Below are 18,937 nucleotides of genomic sequence, written 5' to 3'. Positions count from 1 at the left end.
GACGGGGTTATGCACTTGCTGTCGGTATTGTGCTTGGCCAAATCATCACGATTTAGGCTCACAATATTGGGCTGGGGGTCAACCGCCTTGGGTTTATCCCTCAGGGTGGAATGTAACTTAATGGTTAATTTGTCGCAATAATTCGATAACGGGTTCTCGCCGTTGTGATATGGGCAGCATTAGTTAGCCTTACAGTGTAAATCTTATTGCGAACTATTCTCATAAAAGATAATGTCGCGGCAGCATACTCTATTTATCTATGGCTTTCATCATGTTACATCAGTGCTTTGTTGGCGTTTTGCCTCGTCTTAAGGGTAAAGCCTCAATGATGTTTGATGTTGAAGGCAAACGCTTGAGTTGAAGGAGTTAAATCTGTGTTACAGCTCTTGTTGGTATTGGGCTCAGTTTTAGCCTGCTTATGTTTGTATCTCAGTAATAAGCAGCAAAATGTACTCGCTAAAGCCCTCCCTAAGCGCTACTGGCGCAGCCTTGGCTACGGTTTAGCCCTCGGTTGTTTAGCTGGATGCCTGTACCTCTTTACCCTAAGTGCAGCCATTTTCACTTGGTTAGCCTTGTTGATGTTAGTGACTGGGTTGGTGCCATTTTTGTCTTTGATGATCAGTAGGAAATAGCTAAATGGCGCGTTTAAATGCTGCGGAAAAAATTCAGCCAGATTGGTGGCTTAAGACATTAGCGGGTTTGATCTTAGGCTTTACCCTTGCCCTAGGTTTGGTGGGTTTGTTTGCCTGGTTTGGTCCAGGCGGCATAGATGCCGATACTAAAGTGCAGTTCAATATGTGGATGATTGCACCCATCTGGCTGTTGATTTTAAGTTTTAGTTTTCTCTTTAAAACGGGGCTAAGGGCAATCGGCTATTTAGGCCTACTTAACATTCTGACTTATATAGTTTTATATACCTTTAGGTGATAAGGGATGAAAGTTCGCAGTGATGTTTTACGGATTTATCAGTCTATCCATATTTGGACTGGGATCATCGCCGGAATTGTATTGTTTATCGGCTTCTATGCTGGCTCACTCACTATGTTTAAGGGGGCGATTGATGCTTGGTCAATGCCACCGGCTGTGACCTTACCCCAAGTGCCCGCCGATAAACTCGATGACTTAGTCACGCAGGTGTTAGCGCAGGATGATAAAGCGAAAATCGGCTTTAGTTTGCACTTGAATGATGAGCATCAATCGCCGATGACTTGGTATCAACAGGGCTCAGAGCGGGAACTCAGCATGAGTAACCAGCTTCGGCATGCAAGCTTAGATGAAAATGGGCAGTTGCTAACGCAGCTAAGCACGCCCAGTGAGTTAGCGGAGCTGATTGATCAATTGCACCGCACTGCGGGTATTGCGGGTGAAGTTGGCCATGATCAAGCCGGTGTCTATGTGTTAGGGATAGCCGCCGTTTTATATTTCTTGGCATTGGTTTCTGGGGTGATTTTTTTACTGCCGACCCTAACCAAAAGCTTTTTCGCCCTGCGTAAAGATAAAGGTGAGAGTCGTTTCTGGCTCGATGCCCATAATTTAGTGGGTATTACTAGCTTGCCATTTCATCTGGTGATCAGCCTGACTGTGATTGTATTTGCCTTCCATGATCAGCTTTACGATGGGCTTAAGCACATGGTTTATGGTGAAAAACCATTATTTGCTCAACCCGCTCCAGACAGAACGCCCTATACACTTGCCGATTTGCCCAAGGTCACCACTGTATTAGCTAAGGTGCAGAAAATTGCCCCCGATTATCAAGTGAATGAAATGACCTTTATGAACTTGGATAATCCCCGTGCGACCCTGCGTTTGGGTTTATATAACCCTAATGGTTTTATGCGCGGGCCAGTTACGGATTATTTATATCTGCATCCTTACAGTCTTAAGGTGTCCAATAGCACTATTGACCAAAGTGATAAGGGCATTTGGGCCAGAACCGTCGCGGTATTCTTTGGATTGCACTTTGGTAGTTACGGTGGGGATCTTGGTCGCTGGGTGTATTTCTTTTTAGGGTTAAGTGGCGCCTTTTTGTTTTACAGCGGTAATTTGCTGTGGCTAGAAAAGCGTCGTAAAAAGCAGGCGAGTGAACAAACCCGTGCCTGCCGTTTAATGGCAAGTGCTACAGTGGGGATTTGCCTTGGGTCTGTTGCCGCCTTAGCGGTAAGTATGTTACTGGGTAAATGGTTATATGCCCACGTGAGCAATATCAATCACCTCTATTTGTGGCTGTATTATCTGGTGTTTGGATTGCTGGTGACTTACGCCTTTTGGCGCGGTGCAGCTAAGGCGGCGCTGCTGATATTACCCCTGTGTGCTTTGGCCACATTGGCGATGCCAATCACTTCTTTAGTTGCGGTATTAGCACCAAGTTTAGGTTTGTGGGCACCTTATTCAGCGGCGACTCTCGGTGTCGATCTGGTGGCATTAGCCTTTAGCGGGGTGTTCTTTTATGGTTATAAGCTCACTCGCCATCGGGTGTTTAATGGGCCGCAGGACAGTGTCTGGGCCATTCCCGTCAAAGAGCCTGTGGCAGAATTAACCCAGCAAACATCATAATCACAATGGGCGCTTTATCGGCGCCCATTTTTACTCGCTCTTTTTCAATACACTCGACACTTAGCGCTAAGCTTTCGCTGTGGGTAAACGCAGTTTGTTTCGGGCTAGTAAGTGTACGCTTAGGTAGCAAGCCGTCATTAAAAAGCTGGCTGCTAAGTAGAGCAATAAGCCATGTTCTATATGGTTAAATCGGCTGGCGGTAATAGGGCCAATAACCGACCCCACGGAATAGCTTAATAACATAATCTGAGTGGCGGCGACGATTTGGCTGGAAGGTAAATGATCGCAGGCCAAGCTAATGGCGATGGGGTAGAGGGCAAAGGCGCAGGCGCCGAGTAACACAAAACCAAACCATAATCCCACAAGGGATTTTTGCATCAGTAATAACAGCGATGCAGCGCCCACTAAGCAGAAGGCGGCCATTAACACACTCTTTTGAATACGCGGAGATAAATAGCTCACTAAGGGCTGGACTAGCATGCCACCTAAGATAATTAGTGCCATAAATTGCCCTGTTTGCTCGGCAAACCCCATATCCTGCGACACATACACAGGCAATAAACCGTAGATGGGGCCGAGTAATAATCCCGACACTAAACAGCCTGTAATGGCGGGTTTATTCAGGGTTTTTAGGGCGGAAAGGGCGATTGAGTGTTGTTCACTTGACTGCGGTTGGCCGCGTTTAACTAAAAGCGCGGGTAAACTGGCAGCAGCCAGCAAACCTATTACTACCAAATAGGGTAAATTACCCGTAGTGCCTAAATAATCTACGGCGAGTTGTCCGATGGCGGTGCCACCGTAGAGGGCGGTCATATATAGGCCTAAGCGTTTTGCCCGTTGTTTTTGGGTATCGGCCATCAGTAACCAAGACTCGACCACCACAAAAATCCCCGCAACGGCCAAGCCCGCGATCAACCGTGATGCCAACCAGATACTCGTCTGCGGCAGTAGCACCATCAGCACAACGCTACACAGTAAGATATTTAAGAACAAAATAAAGGCCTTACTGTGGCCTATGCGGCTGACTATCGGCGCAATACAAGGTGCGCCGAGTAATAAGCCGAGGTAGAAAATACTCGCCAGCCAAGGCGCAAGATCAAGACTCAGCTCAAAGTAACTGAGTGAGAGTGGGATCAAACTCATCAAGTAGCCTGACGCTAAGGCAAAGAGACTGAGTCCTGCCACAGGAACAAAAAGCCCAGGTTTTTTAATGGGTTGAGCTAACAGCATATTATCCACAAGCGGTACTCAAACAGGTAAAAAATAAACAGCAGGTGAGATTACGGGCGCGACTTTAGGCCGGATTGTGCACGGGGTAAAGTGAGTTAGATTGACTGAGGTGGTGAATAATATTTGTGTTTATTATTCATATAGATAATGGAGGTTAAATGTTATTTATTTGCAATGGATTGGTGCTTTTTGTTTGGGGTATTCTCTGGTTTTTTTATCGTTTATTAGCGTTTTATATTAAAGGGCGTTATTAAGCTTAAGTTAAGCCTTTATCACTCGATTTAAAAACCTAATTTGATCTATGTCACAGTTTTAAACATTTATTCAATTACAGCTTTATCAAGGTTTTGCGCTATTTTTATTCGTTTGAAAGTTTTGTTCATTCCCTTAGATCAAAAACAGGTGATTTTTATCGCTAAAATGGCATTTTTGCGCTTTTGGTCCTAGGTTTTGTTGTGGTATTGTCGCAAAAGTACAAAATAAACTGCTTTGCATGATGTGATCTATGCCCTAAATTTGCCTAAAAAAATAATGGTATTAAGGTAGTCACCATGTCTTTAGTGCAATCAACGTCGGTTCCACCCAATCATTCACCCGTAAATAACGGGCTCGAAAAGCAAAAAATGCTGATCTTAATCGCAGATATTTTGCTGCTATTCGCCTTGTATTACGGATTACCCTTCGATCAAGGCGTCAATACGGGTCTTGCGATCTTAGTATTTGCGGCCATTCTGTGGTTAACCGAAGCGATTCATATCAGTATTACCGCGATTTTAGTGCCTATTTTGGCCGTGTTCTTTGGGGTATTTGAAACCAAGGAGGCCATGAGTAACTTTGCTAATCCAATTATCTATCTGTTTTTCGGCGGTTTTGTGCTTGCCGCTGCATTGCATCATCAAAAGATTGATACCTTGATCGCCCAAAAATTGCTGCTGGCCTCTAAAGGTAAATTGAGCATTGCCTGTTTAATGTTGTTTGGGGTAACGGCGCTGCTGTCCATGTGGATCAGTAATACCGCGACCACGGCGATGATGTTGCCCTTAGCACTGGGAATTTTGCAGCAGTTGGACCGTAAAACCTACCACAGCACCTATGTTTTTTTACTGCTAGGCATTGCCTATTCTGCCAACATTGGCGGTATTGGTACTTTAGTCGGCAGCCCGCCAAACGCGATTGCCGCGGCGCAGGTGGGGTTAAGTTTTAGCGATTGGCTGAAGTTTGGTATTCCAACCGTTGTCTTAATGCTGCCTATGATGCTTATCGCGCTCTATTGGTATTTTAAGCCTGACTTGTCGGCTAAATGCGAGCTTGCACTTGAAGATCAAAAGCTGACTTTCCAAGGAAAACTGACTCTGGTTATCTTCCTTGCGACCGTCTGTTGCTGGATTTTCAGTGTGCCGCTTGCAAATGCCCTCGGCGGAATTACCCAGTTTGATACTATCGTTGCCCTCGGTGCAGTCGTGTTGCTGGCAGGTTTAGGGCTAGTGGGTTGGAAGAAGATTGAATCGACCACTGATTGGGGCGTGTTGATCCTATTTGGTGGCGGTTTGACCTTAAGTGCTGTGCTTAAAAGTACGGGCACAAGCGTGTTCCTCGCCCATTGGATGACCGACATTTTTGGCAGTACCCATATGTCGCTGTTCGTTTTTGCGGTGATCGCCTTTGTGGTGATGCTGACGGAATTTGCCAGTAATACGGCGAGTGCTGCCCTGTTAGTGCCTGTATTTGCAGCGATTGCCGAGGCATTAGGGGTATCACCTGTGATGTTATCTGTGCTGATTGGTATTGCCGCTTCTTGCGCCTTTATGTTGCCAGTGGCCACCCCGCCTAACGCGATTGTTTACGGTTCTGGCCATATTAAACAGTCAGAAATGGTGCGTGTCGGTATGATCATCAACTTTATCAGCATGATAGTGCTGGGAATTATTGCCCATACTTTCTGGGATATTTAAGCGCGAGTAATACAGCCAGATAAAAATACCCAGTTAAGCTGGGTATTTTTATGGGCGAAGCACAAATTAGCTATAGCGCTTTAGCCATTGATCGAACGCCGATTTAGGTAAAGCTCCGGCTTGTTGCGCGAGGAGTTGCCCTTGCTTGAAAATCATTAAAGTCGGAATGGAGCGGATATTAAATTGGGCCGCCAGCGCTTGCTGTTCCTCGGTATTTATCTTGCCGAAGCGGAATTGGGGTTCCCATACTTTTGCCGCCTCGGTAAAAACAGGTGCAAAACTTTTACAGGGGCCGCACCAGCTTGCCCAAAAATCGACCACTAAGGGCAATTCTGACTTATGGGCGTGATGGCTAAAATTGGCGCTTGTAAGCTCGATGGGCGCCGCGGCAAACACACTGCGTTTGCATTTACCGCAGGTCGGCTGCTCAGTTAACCGCTCCTTGGGCACGCGGTTTAAGGTGTCACAGTGGGGGCAAGCGATAATCATAATCTAGCTCCTAAGCTCGAGGGATAATCTCAATATGGGGATGAATCGCTGGAATTTAAAGGCGGATAGGATCAAGTGAACTCGTCCTAAGCCACAAAATCCCCTACACACGCCGACAAGTTGACCTACCGATGCTAGAATAGGCACTTTGATAAGTCACTTGTATTAAGTGAAGGGTAAGAGATTAATTAAATGACTGAATTAGAAGTAATAGATCTGGTTGTCGGTGAAGGAAAAGCAGCCGTAAAGGGCGCGTTGATCACCACCCAATACCGCGGCTTTTTGCAGGACGGTACCCAATTTGATTCCTCCTATGACCGTGGTCAGGCATTTCAATGTGTGATTGGCACTGGCCGAGTGATTAAAGGCTGGGATCAAGGCATTATGGGCATGAAAGTCGGCGGTAAGCGTAAGTTGTTAGTACCTGCACATTTGGCCTATGGTGAGCGTCAAGTGGGCGCACATATTAAACCCAATTCGGATCTGACCTTCGAAATTGAGCTATTAGAAGTACTGACCCGAGACTAATTAAGGAAAAATATTTTTCGTGGCTTCGGATACCGCAGCGGAACAGATTAAACAGCTTCAGGCTGAAATCGCTCAGCTAAAACGGGAAAACGCTAATTTAACGGCGTTGAATCGCCGTGCCGAAGAAAAACTGTTTGCCGCCCTCGATGGTAATGGCCTGTGCCTGTGGGAACAGCATATTCCCAGTGGGAATTTGACCATATTTAATATGCGCTGGGGCGAATTATTAGGTTTCAGTCGTGAAGAACTTGCAGCCCATATCGACAGCTGGAAAAGCAAATTACACCCAGAAGATAAAGAATGGGTAATCAAAGCCTTTGAAGACCATGTCAGTGGTAAGGCCGATTACTATCAGGTAGTACACCGAATGCTGCACAAAGATGGCAGCATCACTTGGGTGTCCGACCGGGGGCGTATCGTTGAGCGTCTTGCCGACGGCACGCCGCTGCGGATGATGGGCAGCCATATCGATATTACCCAAGAAAAACGCTATGAAATGGATTTAGCCCGCTTAGCCCACAGTGATCCTTTAACGAATTTGATGAATCGCCAAGCCATAGCCAAAGCATTCGATGACTCCTTGCGTTCGGGTATCCACGGGGCATTATTTTTTATCGATCTAGATGGTTTTAAAGCGCTTAATGACCGCTATGGACATAAGTTTGGCGACAGTTTGCTGATGCACGTGGCGCATACTCTGGTGTGCCATGCGGGTGAATTAGCGCAGATAGCCAGGTTAGGGGGTGATGAATTTGTGATTTTACTGCCATCCTCCGATAGTGGATCTTTAGCGATACTCGCCCAGTCCCTGCTCGATGTGTATCGACAAAAATTCCTACTAGAAGGCTGTGAAGTGGAAATTGGTTTAAGCATTGGGATCGATATTTTTAGCGATGGCGATAGTTTTGCTAAAAGTTGCGATCGCGCCGATGCCGCCATGTACCGGGTGAAACACCAAGGAAAGCATGGATATTGCTTCTATCATCCGCCCAAATAAAAAACCACCTTGCGGTGGTTTTTCGCTCTAAATAACCATTCCAGATTATAGGAGCAGCTATTTAGCCTGTTACCTGTGATGCAGCGATTTATGGTGTCACTAGGTCAAATCGTGGATGACAGCTTACACATAAGTTTTCAGATTTCTTATGCACGTGGTGGCATTTAGCACAATCTGTCTCAGTATCGAAGTGACGGTTGTTATGGGGATTTGTTGGTTTCACGTCTGCTGTTTTTGCCGCTAGCTTTTCTGTGTTGTGGCATTGCACACATTTAAGCATGGGTACAGCTTGACGATCTTCTTTGCCATGGCAACTGGCACATTTTACCCCTTTTGCTGCGTGGGTTTGATCGAGTAGAACAGTGTCTTTTGCTAACGCGCTGCCAGCGAAAATACTCAAGACAAGAGAAAGCATAATTGTTAAGTTCTTCATTGTGTTATTCCATTGTTCATTTAACTGGATGCCCAAGTATGAAGCCTCCATTTTTGATGACTTTGCGCGCTATAGTTTGGCGACGTATTTGCCGGCTAAGTAACCGAAGGTATAACAACGGCCTAGGGACAAGCCGAATACGGTCAATGGATAGTCAACGCCACCATAGAAACCGGCTCCAAGGTTGCCGACAATGAATAAACCCGGAATTTCTTTACCATCGGCATCAAGTACTTGATGATTTTCGTTAACGAGAATACCTGAGCATATAGTTGAAATTCGCATGCGACGGTGGATACCGTAGAAAGGAGGCTTGAGTACTGGCACCATCTTGCTCGCCGGTTTTCCGAAGTCCTCATCTTTGCCCTTTTTGCATAACTCGTTGTAACGGTTAACGCTAGCAACAAAGGTTTTTGGATCGCATTCCAGTTTCACGGCCAATTCTTCTAAGGTGTTAGCTGAATAGGTATTGATCAAAGAAGGGTAGACGCCCTTTTTCTCGCCTGGCTCTTCAGGCATGTAGACTTTTAGTTCTTCAGGAGAATAGAGGTGGCCGGGCCAATCTTTGGCTTGTGTCATATAGTCTGAATCAAATACTTGGGAGTAATGACCAGCATTCTGCTCATCTTTCAAGTAGTTATTCATCAAAGACATCTCGACCTTTTCATTCACAAAGCGCTCACCTTTACGGTTTACGGCTAGGAATGGCATGTCGCACATTGAGGCTGGACCTGCATCGAAGTCGTGGAGCATTTTTGTGTGGCCAACGGGTTCGATAACCCCACCCGCCCAATAGGCCATAGCAAAACCATCACCGGTGCGGTCCATCTGCTTACGTTCAAAGTTTTTCAGTTCAGGGATGAAGAAGTCACACATGGCTTGGTTATTTTGGTAGTCACCGGAAGACAGGATGACACCTTTCTTAGCCATATATTTGTGGTACTTACCATCACGAGTCTGGGCAATAACCCCAATCACTTTTCCTGACTCATCTTGGATTAACTGCTGTGCTGGCGTATTAAAGAAGAATTTCACCCCGGCTTTTTCGGCCGTTTTAGCTAATGCACGAATGGCATCGCCAGTGGTGTAGGGTTTAGGACCGCAGAATGAGGTCACAAAATTTAGACGATCACCTTGATCTGCGATGCCGCGAATACTATGTTGCGGTTTAGTTCCTTGGTCAACAATTTGGCCACCACCTTGCTTAACGCGGTCAATAACCCAATTCACGGCTTCACCGGAGTTGTAGGCCCATTGTCTTAGTAAACCTGGGTGTGAGCGGTGGGCGTTGTCCGCCATCAAACGGCTCACTAAGGATTCGATTGCCGATTTGTCGCTGTTTTTTAGATCAATACCTGAGCCTGTGTTGCCCTGGGATACGGGAATCGCCTGCTTTTGCAAACAAGCAACGCTTGCGCCGCTTTCTCTGGCGGAGAGAGCCGCAGGCACGCCCGAAGCACCCGCACCGACAACAACGACATCAAAGGTTTGGGTTGTCGCAATATCTTTATCAGCAATAGGTTTTGGCTTAGGCAGAAAACCTAAGGTTGCGCCACCAATCTCACCATATTCAGTACCAACTTGAATCGGTGCAGCGCTAGCAGAACCCATACCAAGACTCGCGAAGGCTAAGCCACTGCTGCCTACCGCGGCTCGCGTCAGGAAAGTTCTTCGAGATATACCATTTTGAAGGACGCTAGCAGTGTATTGATCAATTTCTTTCGATTCTTTACTCATTTAATACTCCTTTGGCCCTCATTGCTAAAGAGGTTCCCCTATAGCAACGACACTGGATCTATGTATAACCACATATGTTTGCTTGCTTTAAAAACGTAAAATGCAGTTGTGCGAAAGTGATTAAATTTCACCTCATTAACAACATACCTTTAAATGTATGACATATGACAATAAACCAAAAGAGGTATTAATTACATCTTTGCAGTGCTTCACAAAATGCTGGCATTTTGAGCGATGAATGTGATTATTCTTTTTAAAAACAATCTAATATAGGACTTATTGAATGAATAAGTTTGGCGGCGCGGGAAATATGAGCGTCTGATTTTATGCATGTTTAAGTTGTTAACAAATAGGGACTATTTATAAATAAACATGATTTGAGGTAGGCCACCTCAACAATATTGAGGTGGCCTTTGGGCTTTAATACCCTAGGGATTATTTAGGTGATACACAGGTAAAATTGGCGGCATCTTCAACATTACCTATACCATTGTATTTTGCGAATTGTGGGTATGGGCAGAGGACCCGAGTTCTGCTTTTTGACCAATCACTGGGTAATTCGGCATTTTCAGGGCGCACTGAAGCCGTGATATTTTGGGGTTCGACTCCTTTTTCAACCCAGTCAACCAATGCGCGGATCATGTTAAATTTATCTGTGGTAGGGCCGCTGCCGCAATGATTCATCCCTGGGATAAGGAATAAACGGGCGAAGGTTTCTGCGTGCCCAGCATTGGCCTCGGCTAATTCGTTATACCAGTTCACTGTATCATTGGCTGAAAATACGGGGTCAGATGTTCCATGGAACAACATCATCTTAGCGCCGCGATTTTTTATGGCCGAAAGATCCGTTGGCTGGGGTGGTGTCATAAAATCGATGCCCGATTCTGAGTAAATCGAATCCGTGGCATAGATCCGTTGGACATCTTCATCCATGCTAAATGATTGCACAAATTCCAAACTGGATTGTTCAGTTGCACCATTAAAGGGGGTTGGTGGAGAACTAAAAATAAAGCCAACGGCACCAGGGTCTCGATTGAGCGCCATGTTATATTCCCAGGAAGCCCAACCAGATGCGCCGATACCCGCATCGTATGGGAAGTCAGTGTAAATGGCTTCACCTGTCTTGCTGTTATGGGGGCCAGCCATGATATTGCCGAGTACCTGCTTTTGCTCTGCGGTTAAGCAGGTATTATCTCTGCCACTTGAACAGGTTGGAACATCACGTTCAAGGTCAAAGGTCTTTTGACAGGAATAAGTATCTGCAATCATGCCATCGCTCACGCCGTCAAGGGCATCACACTGCTCGAGGACTTTTTGGGAAACGAGAGTGAATTCTTCAGGGGTAATGGCGGTTTGTAGTGTGGCTAAAATATCAGGACCATCAAATTCAACCAGCTTTGAATACTCTTGAACACCATACATTTGTGCGACTGCAGCTTTAGGTAAGTTAAATCCTGGATTGCCTACCAGAAAGCCATCGTACATATCGGCAAAACGACTGGCCGCGACCATAGTGTGTCTACCGCCGTTAGAACAACCGGCAAAATATGATCTATCAGGTTGTTTACCATATACTTTTTCTATTAAACCTTTCGCCATTGGCGTTAACTCGGCCACAGCATTGTAACCATAGTCAAGCCTTGCTTGAGGATCTAAACCAAAGAAAGGGGTTGGCGCTGGATGCCCCATATCAGAACTTATGACGGCGAACCCTTCATTGAGGGCGGCAGAATCTGGGCCAGCGGAAAACACTATTCGGCCTACAGCCTTAGCGACCGAACCATCGAGACCACCGTTGGCTTGATAATAAAATCGCCCATTCCAGTTAGTGGGCAAACGCATTTCAAAGCCAATGGCATAGCGAGTCTCTCCCGCAATGCCAGTTCCCATCCTCTCATTCATATAGCCTGTCACTAAACAATGTTCCGGTGCTCGGTAACTTTCAGTGGCGTTATATTGAACATTTCCTGCCGCAATAATTTGTGAATTCGTTATCACAGTATTTTTGAAAGTATATTGTGCCGCAATTTCACTACATAGATTCAGTGTGGCGGGTGTTGCCTGAGCTAACTGTGGTAATGGGGTTTCGGCGTTATCGTTATTTCCACATCCGCTAAATAAAAAACATGACATAGCAACGGCTGGAATAAGTAAGTAATTCTTTGTTTCCATTATAATCTCAATCCTTAAGTCAAAGTGTTTACCGCAACTTTTACTTGGGTATCGGTGATTTTGCGGTACAAAAATTGGGTGTATCGAACAAGGCTGATACACCCGTATAAGGTTTGGTGCAGGGGAGTTAAAACTGGTGAACTATTTACCTAAGGCAAATTTATAAGTGACATATAAACGCAGATCGTCAAGATCTTCACTTTGATCAAAATCGACCATGGCATAACGTGCCTTAAGACCTAGGCCCGATAACATGCCTGAAAATTTATAGGCGATTGAAAAGTTTGTTTCATTAAAATCTGACGCAGTCCCCTCTGGCACATCGTACTGCCCATAGAAGGCATAGGCTTCTAATCCACTCGCACCTAATTTTTCAAAGTCATAGGCCAGCTTTAACGCGTTGACCTCTTCATTCGCCCGTGCAGATTGATATACCTGTTGAATGACCACTTTTTCATCGCCCCATGGGGTCAGCACTGTGTCATCCCCGGTTTTGGCGTACATATAAGTGAGATCTGCCCCCGCCAATTTGGCGCCTAGATGGAAGCCATATTGATAGGTATCGAGTGGGCCGCCGGTTTCTTCACCTATTGCCTGTTGAGTTAAATAGGAAGGTGTTAAGTACAAATTCGTTGGACCAACATCAGCGGCTAGTTTCACTTTGGCATAGGTTTGATTGAAAACATCTTCCATGCTGTAGTGCCAAAGATGGGCTTCAGTTTGGACTGTCTTAAAGGGCAATTGATATTTAGCCCCTAAGGCATAAACCGGGTTATCGGCGACATCCGCCACAATACCCGCTCTAGCTAATTCGTTTTGTACAGCTTCTTTCACAGTGATGAAATTGCTATCCGACCAGCCCATAGAATCCGTAATGTACAGGGCTGAAAGTGTGAGGTTATTGATACTCTTGTTTTCTGCTGAAAAACCGCGGAAAGTCCGTGGGATCGCACGAATATCATGGGGATTCATCATAGGGGTGCGCAGTTCCTGTGCGCCGAGCTTGAATTTAGTATTCCACCAATCGCCTTGGACAAAATATTCTTGTAAGCGGTTAACGTCGTCATGGTCACCGTTGGCATCACGGGCGACTAAACCATAAACATCATCAGAGTCGTTGATCCAAATCGGGTTTGCCGACGCGAAGCTAGTGCCAAAACTGATCCCATTTACCTTTGCAGTGTTGTAGTAAAACAGCCCGCCGAATGAGGTGTCATGTTTGGTGTTGGTCGTATCATAGTCACGGGTAAAGTCGAATAGGCGTAGTTCGCCCTTTAATGTCCCTTGGCTAAACATTTGATCAATGCTGGTATCTGCAATGGCTGGGATGCTTAATACCGATAGCACAAGTAAAGATAAATACGATCTGTTCATCATCATTTCCTTATTTTTGTGTGCCCGCTTGGAGTGGTCCGAGCGAGTTAAAAGGCTAGTGTTAACCTCTTTAGGTGAAATGTATGACGTATAACCATTATCCACAACGGAGTAAGAATGAATATGAGAAACTAGTTACGAAATTCGTACAGATGTTACATAGATCAACAAAAATGAAGATTTTTTAATCACTAATATAGGAAATACCGGAGTACTTTTTCTGAATTGGTTGGGTTTTATGGTAGGATGACGCCACTGAGTTTATCCGAGATAATAAATTGCATATCTTCAAGCCTATTAAGCAGATAAAAGCTTCGAGTGAAGTCGGTCTGCAACTGAAAAATGCTATTTTAGGTGGCGATTATAAGGCGGGCGATAAGTTGCCCTCCGAGCGTGAATTAATCGAGCTATTTCAGGTCAGCCGCACTGTGGTTCGGGAAGCAATTAAGAGTCTCGAAGCGGGTGGATTGGTTGAAATTCGTCAAGGGGCAACGGGTGGTGCATTTGTTAAGCACTTGACCTTTGAGCGTTTGAGTGATGCCTGCCACGACTTGTTTATGATGGGAAAACTCTCTCTGCCTGAGCTATGCCAGGCACGAATGTTGATTGAGCCCCAAGTTGCAAGAATGGCCGCTAAAAATTGCACTCCAGAGCAAGCGAAAGCCTTACAAGAGGCTAATAGCCATGAAAATGACAGCTATGAATATCCTGATACCGTCATTTTACGATCCCAAGTGCATTATGTGCTGGCGGAAATGTCGGGAAATCGCTTCCTAGAAGCTATCGTAAAATCCTTGTTGGTTTTATTAAGTAATCAAACGACTAAATTCCAGCCGCCGACCGATGAAATTCATCCATTAGGTTTGCATGATGTTATTGTCGAAGCTGTTATCGCCAAAGATGAGGCGAAAGCTGAAGCCGAAATGTTGGCACATCTGCAAGATTTTAATATACGCCTAGCAGAAATTGAGCGTAAGTATATGCTTAAACAGGCTTAAGTGAGTGCTGATAAAGCCCTTAATCCTTTAGCAAGCACCAGCGTAAACGATTAAATACCCGTCTAAATGCACGGGTATTTTTATCACTGCATCCTAAGGCACAGAGTTGCAACCCCACAGTTCGACCGCCGCATCTTGCTTGTTCGGTGGGCCAATCCAATGGTCCATGGCTTGGCATTCAACCTTGCCCGAGGGAGCTGTGAAACACAAATCATAGTCCCCCGCTTCGGGCGTACGACCTAAGCGCAGCACCGGCAAACCGGGTAGTTTGGGGTGATAATGCCAGCTGCCATTCTTAAGATAAGCATCATCTGGGATTTCCATTCCCGCGCCAGTTCCTTTAACCCTTGCCTCGACTAACACTAAGCCTTGGGGCGTGACGTGATAGTCTTCTTCCCAGCGGATTTTTTCTATGCTGTGATTCCATGCAAGGGTGAAATTATCTGTGGGCACTTGTGCCCACAGTGTGCCTGCTAGGCCTAAACATAGACCTAGCATTAGCTTACCCTTAACCACAGATTAATGGCAGGTAATTCCAAGGCTTATCCCTGTTTTGCAAGGCGCTTAAGTTTGCGCGCCCGCCAGCTGTGCTGCACGATAAACAGCAAGGCAAGCCCAAAACCTATTTCATCACTGAGTGGGGTCGCCAGGATCAAACTACCTCCCGCAAGGAACCCCATCAGCCTTTCCCACCAATAGAGTTTTTGCAGCAGATAACCCGTGAATATCACGCCCCAAATCCCAATGCCCACCGTCGCTTTAAGCACCACAAAACCGATAGCCAACCAACTATCGCTTTGTAGCATTAATGCGGGATCGTAAACCGCCATAAAGGGGATCACAAAGCCGGCAATAGCGATGCGAATCGCCCATAGGCTGATCTTAAGCCCAGATTCTTTGGCAATCGGGGCGGCGGCAAAGCAGGCCAAAGCGACAGGCGGGGTGAGATCGGCCATGATGCCAAAATAGAACACAAACATATGGGACACTATCAAGGGCACGCCTAAATCCAGCAGAGCAGGGGCGGCAATTGAACTGGTGATAATGTAGTTTGGGATAGTCGGGATCCCCATACCCAATACCAGACAAGTGAGCATAGTTAACACTAAGGATAAGAACAGATTATCTTGCCCTACCGCCAGAATGTAACTGGCAAAGGTTGAGGCGATACCTGTCAGTGACACTATGCCGATAATCACGCCCACTAAGGCACACGCTATCCCCACGGGGACGGCGTGACGTGCTCCTTCCACCAAAGCATGTAAGCAGATTGTCAGGGTATCTTTGCCGCCATTAATAAACCAACATACCGCTACTAATAGGGCTATCACAGCAAATACCACCGCAATCCCTAGTTGGAAGAAACCTGCGCACAGCACTCCAAGGGCAATCCAAAATGCAAAACGCATCGCATTTGATGGCAGCCTCAAGACGATCGCCGAGCCCAAGATAACAATCGAGGTCAGTGCTAAACCGACCATACCTGAAAAGAGGGGCGTTCTGCCGGAAAAAAGCAGATAAATCAAAATAAACAAGGGGATAAGTAGATACCAGCGTTCCTTAATCGCGGCCCAGGGATCGGGACATTGATCCTTAGGTAGGCCGCACAGATTGGCGCGTTTGGCCTCTAAATGTACCATCCAGAATACCGAGCAGAAATACAATAAGGCAGGGACCAGTGCCGCTTTAGCGATTTCGATAAAGGGCACGTTTATGGTTTCGGCCATGATAAAAGCCACTGCCCCCATAATGGGTGGCATGATTTGGCTGCCCATACTCGAAGTTGCTTCCACCCCGCCAGCAAAGGCGGGACGATAACCGAAGCGTTTCATCAGCGGAATGGTAAATTGCCCAGTGGTGACTACGTTAGCGACACCAGAACCTGTAATAGTCCCCATCATAGCGGAAGAGACCACGGCAACTTTTGCGGGGCCGCCAAGCTTGTGGCCGAATAACCCCATCGCAAAATCGGTGAAGAGACGGATCATCCCCGCCTGCTCTAAAAAGGCGCCAAAGAGGATAAATAGGAAGATGTAAGTTGCCGAAACATAGGTCGGAGTACCATAGAGGCCTTCAGTACCAAAGGATAACTGATTGATAATCTGATCAACGCCGTAGCCGCGGTGCATTAAGTCACCGGGAAGATATTGGCCGAATAAGCCATAGGCCAAGAAAATACAGCAAATGATCGGCAATGCCCAACCCATGACTCGGCGTGCGGCTTCAAAGACTAATACAATCAAAACAACGCCAATCACCATATCGGCATCGGTCAATTCACCGGAACGCTGGATCAGATCGGCTTCAAAAATCCATTGGTAGGCCGCTGTTGCCATACCAGCAAGGCCAAGCAGCCAAGCTAAGGGTTGCCAAGGGCGAGATTTGCCCACAGCGGGATAACTTAAAAATACCACTAAGAGTAAAAAGCCCACATGGGTCGCACGCAATACTTGGGTCGATACTGGATGAAAAGCGGCGGTAATAATTTGAAAAATAGAGAAAATTAAGGCGGTATAAAATAGTGCCTTGGGCCAGTCGCCGGGCTTGGCGCTAAGGCCTTGTTCGGAATCGCTCATATTATGCCTCACAGCATTAGACTACAGAGGGCGACATAGCACTTGAGCCTTAGTGTTAGCTCAAGTGCTTAAGTGGAGAATCGGTCGCACAGGTTAAAATGACAGGCTTAAAGTGCGCCAACTTCTTTGAAATAACGCTCAGCACCAGGGTGAAGCGGTGCGGGTAGCTTTTTAGTCGCGTTATCTAAGCTAATAGCCTTGGCGGCCGAGTGGGCATTGCCTAGACGCTCTAGGTTTTCAAACATGATTTTTGCCATTTGATAGGCTAAATCATCTGAGACACCGCTTTGGGTGACGAATAGGTTTTGAATGGCAACTGTGGACACATCGGCAGTTTGGCCTTCGTAGGTGGCTGCAGGAATAACCCCGTACTGATAGGCTGGATTATTGATTTTCAGCACTACATCTTCAGGGACTTCGACAAAGTTAATGGGCATAGTCGCCGCAAGATCGCGAATTGCCGCCATACCTAAGCCCGATGACTGTAACGTCGCGTCTAATTGGCGATTTTTGATTAATTCAACGGATTCGGCATAGGGTAAAAATTCCACTTTGCCCATGTCTTCATAACTTAATCCCGCCGCCTTGAAAATGGCTCTGGCATTGAGTTCGGTGCCTGACTTAGGCGCGCCAACGGAGATACGCTTGCCTTTTAAATCGGCCAAGGTTTTGATGCCAGACTCTTTATTGGCCACGATTTGAATATAGTTAGGGTAAGCTGCGGCAATAACACGGATTTTATCTAATGGCTTTTTAAAGCCAGCATCGACATCCCCTTGGTAGGCTGCGGCAACGGAATCACCTAGTGCTAAAGCTAGCTCCCCACGACCCGCCTGAAGCAAGTTGAGGTTTTCAACCGAGGCCTTAGTCGCTTGAACTGAGGTTTTGGCCCCTTCAATACCCGTACCGTAGAGTTGGGATAGGGCAACACCTATGGGGTAATAAACACCGCTAGTACCACCGGTGAGAATATTAATAAATGCGGGTGCGGCGGCCATAGTGGCAGCGCTGAGTGAGAGTGTCAGTGCAGTACCGACGGCGATAAAACGTTTGTTGATTTTCATATTGAAATATCCTTATTTTTTATTGTGTTATATAGGGCTATTAAAATCGACTCTGTTAACTGCTGACTTTAGTATTACTACTTATATACCCAAAACTGCTCAAAATACAGACTTTGAATGCTGTTTTGTCACTCAGAGTTTCGGTTTTTGAACGATTTAACTGACTAATTAACAAGTAATTAACTCAATATCGGCCCTAATATGTTGCACTCTGTTTAGCCAGCAAAGCTAAATGAAGCAAGTTCACCCTGTATCCCGCTAAGTCTGTTTTTGCGCGTTAATGGCGGTTTTATACCTTAGCAAAAGATCTGCGGAATGTAGATTTTGCTTTAGTCTAGGTGACATTTTTAAATACAGGGATTTTTAGGGATTAACTGTTATAAAACAATCGCTTCAATTTGTTACTGTGCAGATGATAAATGGACGTTTTTGTAGGGCTTAAGCTTAATTAGAGACTAATAGAAGAGAATATAAAAAGGGCTAACATAAGTTAACCCTCTATTGATATCGAATGCGCAACTGATATTGAATGCGCTGGCACAACACTATTTAGTGTTTTCTAAGAAACCCTTAGAAGCATTTTTAGCGTGTTTTGCTGCTCTTTTTTCCTTTGCAGACATTAACGGCTTCTTTTTCGTTTCTTTGCGGTTTTTTTGCTCTTTACTCATAGCTAACTCCATGTACTTTGTGGTTGTTCATCAGGCTAATCATGTAAGCCATACGCGTAAAACCTGTACCATGATGTCCTGACTGAAGCGAAACGTTAAATCTCGAATTACAACATTTTTAAATCGCAATTATTTAAAATCATTGATAATTTATTTGAATTTGTTT

Annotated in this window: 17 protein-coding genes; 7 read left to right on the top strand and 10 right to left on the bottom strand. The window is 45.7% G+C overall.

The annotated features are described in order from the left end of the window. Nucleotides 1-374 precede the first annotated feature (374 nt). The 3 genes from JFT56_RS17340 to JFT56_RS17330 are packed head-to-tail and all read left to right on the top strand — an operon-like array spanning nt 375 to nt 2,553. Complete coding sequence (locus JFT56_RS17340) at nt 375-632, top strand: hypothetical protein (protein ID WP_198781231.1); 258 nt, start codon at nt 375-377, stop codon at nt 630-632. A 4-nt stretch (nt 633-636) separates the two neighbouring features. After that, nucleotides 637-927, top strand: coding sequence for a hypothetical protein (locus tag JFT56_RS17335; RefSeq protein WP_198781230.1), 291 nt, complete (start codon nt 637-639; stop codon nt 925-927). A 6-nt stretch (nt 928-933) separates the two neighbouring features. Continuing rightward, nucleotides 934-2,553, top strand: coding sequence for a PepSY-associated TM helix domain-containing protein (locus JFT56_RS17330; protein WP_198781229.1), 1,620 nt, complete (start codon nt 934-936; stop codon nt 2,551-2,553). A 66-nt stretch (nt 2,554-2,619) separates the two neighbouring features. Here JFT56_RS17330 and JFT56_RS17325 read toward each other — a convergent pair whose 3' ends face one another. Continuing rightward, nucleotides 2,620-3,783, bottom strand: coding sequence for an MFS transporter (locus tag JFT56_RS17325; RefSeq protein WP_420136031.1), 1,164 nt, complete (start codon nt 3,781-3,783; stop codon nt 2,620-2,622). Between the two features lie 551 nt (nt 3,784-4,334). Here JFT56_RS17325 and JFT56_RS17320 point away from each other — a divergent pair. After that, nucleotides 4,335-5,735 carry a DASS family sodium-coupled anion symporter gene (locus tag JFT56_RS17320; protein ID WP_198781227.1) on the top strand — a complete coding sequence of 467 codons (1,401 nt, stop codon included), beginning with the start codon at nt 4,335-4,337 and terminating at the stop codon, nt 5,733-5,735. A 66-nt stretch (nt 5,736-5,801) separates the two neighbouring features. On the opposite strand, the gene trxC is transcribed toward JFT56_RS17320, so the two are convergent. Continuing rightward, the gene (gene trxC / locus JFT56_RS17315) at nt 5,802-6,224 is read right to left on the bottom strand and encodes a thioredoxin TrxC (protein WP_198781226.1); all 423 of its coding nucleotides are present in this window, start codon (nt 6,222-6,224) and stop codon (nt 5,802-5,804) included. A 192-nt stretch (nt 6,225-6,416) separates the two neighbouring features. On the opposite strand from trxC, the gene JFT56_RS17310 reads away from it, so the two are divergent. After that, a complete protein-coding gene (locus JFT56_RS17310) occupies nt 6,417-6,752 on the top strand; it encodes an FKBP-type peptidyl-prolyl cis-trans isomerase (protein ID WP_198781225.1) in 336 nt (111 codons plus the stop codon). A gap of 19 nt (nt 6,753-6,771) precedes the next feature. Then, nucleotides 6,772-7,749, top strand: coding sequence for a sensor domain-containing diguanylate cyclase (locus tag JFT56_RS17305; protein WP_198781224.1), 978 nt, complete (start codon nt 6,772-6,774; stop codon nt 7,747-7,749). Between the two features lie 88 nt (nt 7,750-7,837). On the opposite strand, the gene JFT56_RS17300 is transcribed toward JFT56_RS17305, so the two are convergent. From JFT56_RS17300 to JFT56_RS17285, 4 genes are all read right to left on the bottom strand, one after another. Beyond that, nucleotides 7,838-8,182 (bottom strand): cytochrome c3 family protein, encoded by a 345-nt coding sequence (locus tag JFT56_RS17300; protein WP_198781223.1) that lies wholly within the window; start codon nt 8,180-8,182, stop codon nt 7,838-7,840. Nucleotides 8,183-8,251: 69 nt separating this feature from the next. After that, entirely contained in the window at nt 8,252-9,919 is a 1,668-nt protein-coding gene (locus JFT56_RS17295; protein ID WP_198781222.1) for an FAD-binding protein, read from the bottom strand. A 435-nt stretch (nt 9,920-10,354) separates the two neighbouring features. Further along, nucleotides 10,355-12,091, bottom strand: a complete 1,737-nt coding sequence (locus JFT56_RS17290) for a tannase/feruloyl esterase family alpha/beta hydrolase (RefSeq protein ID WP_198781221.1) — start codon at nt 12,089-12,091, stop codon at nt 10,355-10,357. Nucleotides 12,092-12,232: 141 nt separating this feature from the next. Further along, on the bottom strand, nt 12,233-13,468 hold the full coding sequence (locus JFT56_RS17285) for an OprD family outer membrane porin (RefSeq protein WP_198781220.1): 1,236 nt from the start codon (nt 13,466-13,468) through the stop codon (nt 12,233-12,235). A 275-nt stretch (nt 13,469-13,743) separates the two neighbouring features. Here JFT56_RS17285 and JFT56_RS17280 point away from each other — a divergent pair, with 275 nt between their 5' ends. After that, a complete protein-coding gene (locus tag JFT56_RS17280) occupies nt 13,744-14,463 on the top strand; it encodes a FadR/GntR family transcriptional regulator (RefSeq protein ID WP_198781219.1) in 720 nt (239 codons plus the stop codon). A 93-nt stretch (nt 14,464-14,556) separates the two neighbouring features. Here the strand turns inward: JFT56_RS17280 and JFT56_RS17275 are convergent, their stop codons facing one another. The 4 genes from JFT56_RS17275 to JFT56_RS20020 all read right to left on the bottom strand — a co-directional run bounded on the left by JFT56_RS17275 (nt 14,557) and on the right by JFT56_RS20020 (nt 18,771). Continuing rightward, nucleotides 14,557-14,961, bottom strand: coding sequence for a DUF1850 domain-containing protein (locus tag JFT56_RS17275; RefSeq protein WP_198781218.1), 405 nt, complete (start codon nt 14,959-14,961; stop codon nt 14,557-14,559). A 44-nt stretch (nt 14,962-15,005) separates the two neighbouring features. After that, complete coding sequence (locus JFT56_RS17270) at nt 15,006-17,039, bottom strand: TRAP transporter permease (protein ID WP_198781217.1); 2,034 nt, start codon at nt 17,037-17,039, stop codon at nt 15,006-15,008. A gap of 107 nt (nt 17,040-17,146) precedes the next feature. Beyond that, entirely contained in the window at nt 17,147-18,103 is a 957-nt protein-coding gene (locus tag JFT56_RS17265; RefSeq protein WP_198781216.1) for a TAXI family TRAP transporter solute-binding subunit, read from the bottom strand. 545 nt (nt 18,104-18,648) lie between these two features. Further along, on the bottom strand, nt 18,649-18,771 hold the full coding sequence (locus JFT56_RS20020) for a hypothetical protein (protein ID WP_269819992.1): 123 nt from the start codon (nt 18,769-18,771) through the stop codon (nt 18,649-18,651). Between the last annotated feature and the right edge of the window lie 166 nt (nt 18,772-18,937).

It is taken from the genome of Shewanella putrefaciens (genome assembly GCF_016406305.1).
Classification (GTDB): domain Bacteria; phylum Pseudomonadota; class Gammaproteobacteria; order Enterobacterales; family Shewanellaceae; genus Shewanella; species Shewanella putrefaciens_C.
The sequence above is the reverse complement of the archived record's forward strand: the minus strand, read 5'-3'. Positions and strand labels throughout refer to the sequence as shown.